This window comes from Modicisalibacter ilicicola DSM 19980, assembly GCF_900128925.1.
GTDB lineage: Bacteria > Pseudomonadota > Gammaproteobacteria > Pseudomonadales > Halomonadaceae > Modicisalibacter > Modicisalibacter ilicicola.
In genome coordinates, this window is sequence record NZ_FQUJ01000005.1 from 26,332 (window position 1) to 32,490 (window position 6,159).

General features: G+C 62.3%; 4 protein-coding genes. All 4 read right to left on the minus strand.

Annotation, left to right across the window (positions count from 1 at the left end):
• Positions 1-15: 15 nt before the first annotated feature.
• The 4 genes from BUA41_RS06300 to BUA41_RS06315 all read right to left on the minus strand — a co-directional run bounded on the left by BUA41_RS06300 (position 16) and on the right by BUA41_RS06315 (position 5,888).
• On the minus strand, positions 16-1,602 hold the full coding sequence (locus BUA41_RS06300) for an ABC transporter substrate-binding protein (protein WP_072820905.1): 1,587 nt from the start codon (positions 1,600-1,602) through the stop codon (positions 16-18).
• A 110-nt stretch (positions 1,603-1,712) separates the two neighbouring features.
• Complete coding sequence (locus BUA41_RS06305) at positions 1,713-2,612, minus strand: S66 peptidase family protein (protein ID WP_072820907.1); 900 nt, start codon at positions 2,610-2,612, stop codon at positions 1,713-1,715.
• 115 nt (positions 2,613-2,727) lie between these two features.
• The gene (locus BUA41_RS06310) at positions 2,728-4,101 is read right to left on the minus strand and encodes an HlyD family type I secretion periplasmic adaptor subunit (RefSeq protein WP_072820909.1); all 1,374 of its coding nucleotides are present in this window, start codon (positions 4,099-4,101) and stop codon (positions 2,728-2,730) included.
• Positions 4,101-5,888 carry a type I secretion system permease/ATPase gene (locus BUA41_RS06315; RefSeq protein WP_072820912.1) on the minus strand — a complete coding sequence of 596 codons (1,788 nt, stop codon included), beginning with the start codon at positions 5,886-5,888 and terminating at the stop codon, positions 4,101-4,103. The genes BUA41_RS06310 and BUA41_RS06315 overlap by 1 nt, the downstream gene beginning before the upstream one ends.
• Positions 5,889-6,159 lie beyond the last annotated feature (271 nt).

Consider the following 6,159-nt stretch of genomic DNA (forward strand, 5'->3'; position numbering starts at 1 on the left):
GAGCATGCTGGCAGGTTACTTGAGGTCGACGCCCTCGAAGCTGTGCCCTCCCAGGGGATCGATGGTATAGCCGGTCACCTCCTGGCGCAGTGGCATGAATACCGTCGAATGCGCGATGGTGTTCCAGGGCGCCTGTTCCTTGAAGACGACCTGAGCCTCCTTGTAGAGCTCCGCCCGCTGGTCCTGATCGGTCAAGGTCTTGGCTTCCATGATCAGTTCATCGAAGGGCTCATGGCACCACTGGGCACGGTTGGCACCGCCGACGCCGTCGCAGCCGAGAAGCACGGCGAGGAAGTTGTCCGGATCACCATTGTCGCCGGTCCAGCCGAGAATGACCGCGCCGTCACGATCGAGGTTCGAGGAGCGCTTGAGGTACTCCCCCCACTCGTAGGTGACGATCTCGGCATCCACGCCGACCTTGGCCAGGTCGGCCTGCATCAGCTCGGCCGTACGCCGGGCGTTCGGCATGTAGGGGCGTTGTACCGGCATCGCCCAGATGTTCATCTCGAGATTCTCGACGCCGGCCTCCTCGAGCATCTGCTGGGCCTTTTCCGGATCGTAGGGATCGTCTTCGATGGCTTCGTTGTAGCCCCACATGGTGGGCGGGATCGGATTCTTGGCCACTTGCCCGGCGCCCTGGAATACCGCGTCGATGATCGCCTCCTTGTTGACCGCCATGTTGAGGGCCTTGCGCACCTTGGGATCGTCGAAGGGCTCCTGCTGGGTGTTGTAGGCGAAATAGGCGACGTTCAGACCGGGCTCCTCGAGCACCTGGATGCTGTCGTTCTGCTTCATCTCGTCGATGTCGGAGGGGTTGGGATAGGGCATGACGTGACACTCCCCGGCACGCAGCTTCTGGTAGCGTACCTGGGCGTCGGAGGTGATGGCGAACACCAGATTGTCCAGGGGCTGCTGGCCACGGAAGTAGTCCGGATTGGCCGAGTAGCGAATCGCCGCATCCTCGCGATAGTTGACGAACTGATAGGGGCCGGTGCCGATGGGCTGCTGGTTGACCCTTTCCGGCGTGCCCGCCTCGAGCATCTTGTCGCCGTACTCCTTGGAATGGATCGAAGCGAAGTCCATCGCCAGGTTGGCCAGGAAGGGCGCCTCGGGACGCGTGAGCTTGAACGTCACCGTGTGCTCGTCGACCTTGACGATCTCGTCGATCAATTCGGACATCGACATCGCGTTGAAGTATTCGTAGCTGCCGTTGTTGTGCTGGTAGTAGGCATTGTCCTCGTTCATCTGACGCTGGAACGTGTAGATGACGTCGTCGGCGTTCAGCGGACGGCTAGGGGTGAAGTAGTCGGTGGTGTGAAACTGGGCATCGTCACGCAGGTTGAAGGTGATTTCCTTGCCATCCTCGGAGACTTCCCAGCTTTCGGCGATACCCGGGCGCAACTCGGTAGTACCGGGCTTGAATTCGACCAAGCGATTGTAGACAGGCTTGCTCGAGGCATCGAAGGTGGTACCGGCGGTATAGAGCGAGGGGTCGAAGCCTTCCGGTGAGCCCTCGGAGCAATAGACCAGGGTCTTGGCCATGGCGGGGGTTGCTCCAAGCGCAAAGGCAGCGACGCCAGCTGCCAGCAGTGTTCTTTTCATTGTTTCCCTCCTGCAGGATGCATAGATGATCGACACGAGTCTCGAGAGCCGGTGCCTGTTCGAGCTCGTGTCCTGCGCCTAGTCTGATGGTCCAACGAGCGTTTGATCAACTAACCCTTTAGTTCAAGATGCCCATCGATGATGCACCCGTGCCCTCCATAACGCCAGGGGCGGTTGTGCAAGCCGTGGCCCACCGGCAAGCCGCCGAACAGCGGCAAGGCCAGCGGACGCAGTACCTCGGCGAAGATCGTCTCGAGGGAGGTTTCATCGTAGGGCGTGCAGCCCTCGAAGGTACCCATGCAGATCGCGCCGGCCCGGTCGAAGGCGCCGGAGTGCACCAGTTGCCAGAGGGCGCGCTCGAGACGGTAATAAGGTTCGCCGACATCCTCGAGGATCACCAGGGCGCCGGGGGGGGCCGTGAATCGAGCCGGAGTTCCCGCGACGCAGGCGAGCGTCGTCAGGTTTCCGCCGACGACCGGCCCTTCGAGAGCGGCGTGGCGAACATGCCGTTCATCCTGGCGGCATGGGTGCAGGGGAAAGGGGGCCGGCGTCTCGTCCCGGAGCAGCGCCACCAGCTCCTCGATATGGCGCTGGGCGACACGGCGCTGTTCCTCGGCGTCGTGACGCATCAGTGCGGCTTCTTTCATGACCGGCCCATGAATGGCCGGCAGACCGTGACGATAGCACTGATCGAGTAGCACGCTGATGTCGGAGTAGCCGATCAGGGGCTTGTTCGGAGACAGACGCGACCAGTCGATGTGTTCGATCAGGTGGGCACCACCGTAGCCACCCCGCGCCGCCCAGACGGCCTGGGTGTCGGGGTCGGCGTAGGCGGCATACAACCCTTCCAGGCGATGCTCGATGCTGCCTGCCAGATAGCGCCGGGGTGATTGCAGCGATGCCGGCAAGCGTATCTCGACCCCCATCGTCTCGAGGGCGAGGGCAGCGGTTTCGAGGGTGGTCGGGCAGGTATGGGACGCCGGGGCGACGATGCTGATGCAGGGAGACATGCAGAGGACTCTGGCAGGAACCGGAATCGCTTATCCTGCCTGAAGCGTCTGGTCGCTGGGAAGGGACCAGACGCGACAAGCTCGGTGACGCCCTTGCGAATGAAGGGCATGGCTCTCACTCTTCTCGCATCGCCCGCGCCAGCATGTCGGTGAAGGGTTTGGCGATGTAGCTGGCGAAGGTACGCTCGCCGGTACGGATCATCACCTCGGCGGGCATGCCGGCGAGGAGTTGCATGCTCTCGGTCATGTCGCCGCGCCCCTGCTCGGAGACCTTCACCTTGGCCTTGTAGTAGCGCACCCGAGTAGCTTCGTCCTCGAAGCTGTCTGCCGAGACATGCACGATCTCGCCGTCGATGACGTTGGACAGGCGTTGGTTGAAGGCACTGAAGCGAATCTCGGCGCGTTGGCCGACATAGACATTGTCGATGTCGCGATCCGCCACGCGAGCCTCGACGATGAAGCCATCGCCTGCCGGCACGATATCGAGCAGCGGATCGCCGGAACGAATCACGGCCCCCAGGGTATGAATCTGCATGCCGACCACGGTTCCGGAGACCGGCGCCAGAACGCGCGTGCGACGCACCTGGTCGCTCAGGGCCGTGATGCGCTCCTCGCTGTCGGCAATCGTGGCTTGCACCTCGCGCAGCCGTTCGCCGATATCCTGCTGGAACTCCTGGGTGCGAATCTCCTTCTGCAGCCGGTTCTCGCTGACCTGGGATTTCAGGCGCGCGATTTCCGCGCTGTGCTGGGCGTTCTCGCCCTTGTACTGCATCACCTGGCGCTCGAGTTCTCGCAGGCGCTGATTGTTGCCCAATCCTTCCTTGAACAAGGCGCGATAGTCATCGGCTTCATTGGCCAGGGAGCGAATGCGCGAGCGGTTGACCGCCTGAATCGCTTCCAGCCCGGCGATCTGCTCCTGCATCTGGACGACCTGTTCATCGAGTGCCGCCAAGGTCCCCCGCAGCGATTCGTGTCGAGCCTCGAACAGGCGTCGCTGCACGTTGAGCACGGCCTGCACCCGGGGCGAGGGCGAATCAAGCAGTTTCTCGGGGAAGTCGAGGATCTGGTCGCCGGCCTGTTCCGCCAGCAGGCGTATCTCGCTGGCGCGGGCAATGTGATACTCCGACTCGGCGATCTGCAATTGGGAGCGTGACTGGGTGTCATCGAGCACCAGCAGGGCCGCCCCGGCATCCACCCGGTCGCCGTCTTCCACCAGGATCTCCTTGACGATACCGCCTTCCAGATGCTGGACAGTCTTCTTGGAACTCTCGACGGAAACCGATCCGGGGGCCACCACGGCGACCGCCAGATTGGCGCTCAGCGCCCAGCCACCGAAGCCGCCGAAGGCCACGAGCAGGATCATCAGGCCCAGGCGGCGATAGGCGGTATCCTTCACCGGTAGCGTGGCGTCGTTGTCCCTGGCTGCGTGGCGTGTGGTGGTCTCGCCCGGAATGAAGTCGGCGCCGCCTTCTGCGCTGTGCTTGGTCATCACTGGGGCTCCTGGGTATCGGGCAGGGAATTGCCCTGGCCTCTTTTTTCCGGTCGGAACGAGGCGAGGCGGCTGCTGCCGGCCCGCGGCGAGCCGGGGATCCCCCGCACCGGCTTGGCCTGTTGCGCGGCGACCTGGTCCGGTGGCGCGAACAGGCTGACCTGGCCCTCCTTCAAGACCAGCAGTCGATCGACGCTCTTGAGAATGGCCGGGCGATGGCTGATCACGAACACGGTGGTGCCCTCCTGCTTGAGATGCTTCAGGCAATCCGCCAGTGCCTGCTCGCCGGCCTGATCCAGATTGGCGTTGGGTTCGTCGAGCACCACCAGCACCGGATTGTCGTAGAGCGCGCGGGCCAGGCCGATGCGCTGGCGCTGACCACAGGAGAGGGCGCCACCACCGCCAGAGAGGTAGGTGTCGTAACCATTGGGCTGGCGCAGGATCATTTCGTGAACCCCGGCTTTCCTGGCCGCGGCGACGACGCGCTGCGGGTCCACCTCGCCGAAACGCGCGATGTTCTCGCTGATGGTGCCGTTGAACAGCTCGATATCCTGGGGGAGGTAGCCCAGGTGCGGTCCCAGCGCCTCGCGATCCCACTGGCCGATGTCCGCCCCATCGAGCCGCACGCAACCGACCTGGGCAGGCCATACGCCCAGGATGACGCGCGCCAGCGTGGACTTGCCAGCCGCGCTGGCACCGATGATGCCGATGTGCTCACCCTCGGAAACGTCGATATCGATCCCGCGCAAGGTGAGCGTGCGTTCCCCTGGCGGCGCCGCCGAGACCGATTCGAGCCTGATCTTGCCGACCGGGGCGGGCAGAGGCATGGGCTGCTGATCCGCGGGGATCATGCCGAGCAGTTCATTGAGGCGGTCATAGGCGGTACGAGCCCCCACGAAGCCCTTCCAGCCTCCGATCATCTGGTCGATCGGGGCCAGGGCGCGGCCCATGATGATCGATCCCGCGATCATCATTCCCGGGGTGAGGCTGCCCTCGAGCACCAGATAAGCGCCCAGGCCCAGGATCAGCGACTGAAACATGATGCGCAGCACCTTGGACAGGTTGGTCAAGGCGCCGGCCCGGTCGCTGGCTCGGGATTGATGCAGCAGGTACTCGTGATGCTTGGCCGTCCAGCGACTCATGATGCCCGGCAGCATGCCCATGGCGTGCAGCACTTCGGCATTGCGCAGGTTGCTGTTGGCAAGATCCTGGGACTGCACATGCTCGCTGTTCGCCTCGGCGAGCAGATCCTTGGTGGTCTTTTCATTGATCAGTGCAAGCACGAACAGCACCACACCCGCTCCCAGGGCGAAGAAGCCGAACCAGGGGTGAAAGAGGAACAGCACGCCGAGATAGACCGGCACCCAGGGCGCGTCGAAGAAGGCGAACAGGCCGTTACCGGTGAGAAACTGGCGCAGGCTGGTCAGGTCATTGAGGGGCTGGGCCGAGGCCTTGCCGGGCATGGCCACCGTCCTCTTGAACATGGCGCTGTAAAGCCGCCGGTTGATCAGCATGTCGAGACGATTGCCGACCCGTACCAGGATACGTGATCGCACCAGTTCAAGGCCGCCCATCACGACGAAGAGAAATACCACCACCAGGGTCAGCATCAGCAGTGTTTCCTGGCTGCGGGTGGTGATCACGCGGTCGTAGACCTGCAGCATGTAAATCGGCGGGACCAGCATCAGGAAATTGATGAACATGCTGAAAAAGGCCACGGATACGAAGGAGCTCCGGCACGCCTTCAAGGCGCGTTGCAGGTCCGTGGAAGTGCTTGGGTTCGCCATTCGTCTGCCTTCATCGTTGTTGTGGGTACCACTGAAATCCGGGAAGCGATCACCGAAACAGTATGTAAGTAAAGGTAACTAATCAAGCGGTCAATGGATTGTCACCAAAGACCCGGAGGCGCGGTAATTATATTAAATTTCTAAGTAATTTGTTTAAAAACAATAATTTATATATTTTTTCTGCCGCCTGGATCCTGAGTCCAGTGACCGAGGGGTCACGTTTGATCAAAAAATTGATAGGCAGGAATTTGCTTTTTTAATCCTCTGTTAA

Coding starts and splice junctions, on each gene's coding strand:
- BUA41_RS06315 (WP_072820912.1), bottom strand. CDS start 5,888: ATGGCGAACCCAAGCACTTCCACGGACCTGCAACGCGCCTTGAAGGCG.
- BUA41_RS06300 (WP_072820905.1), bottom strand. CDS start 1,602: ATGAAAAGAACACTGCTGGCAGCTGGCGTCGCTGCCTTTGCGCTTGGA.
- BUA41_RS06310 (WP_072820909.1), bottom strand. CDS start 4,101: ATGACCAAGCACAGCGCAGAAGGCGGCGCCGACTTCATTCCGGGCGAG.
- BUA41_RS06305 (WP_072820907.1), bottom strand. CDS start 2,612: ATGTCTCCCTGCATCAGCATCGTCGCCCCGGCGTCCCATACCTGCCCG.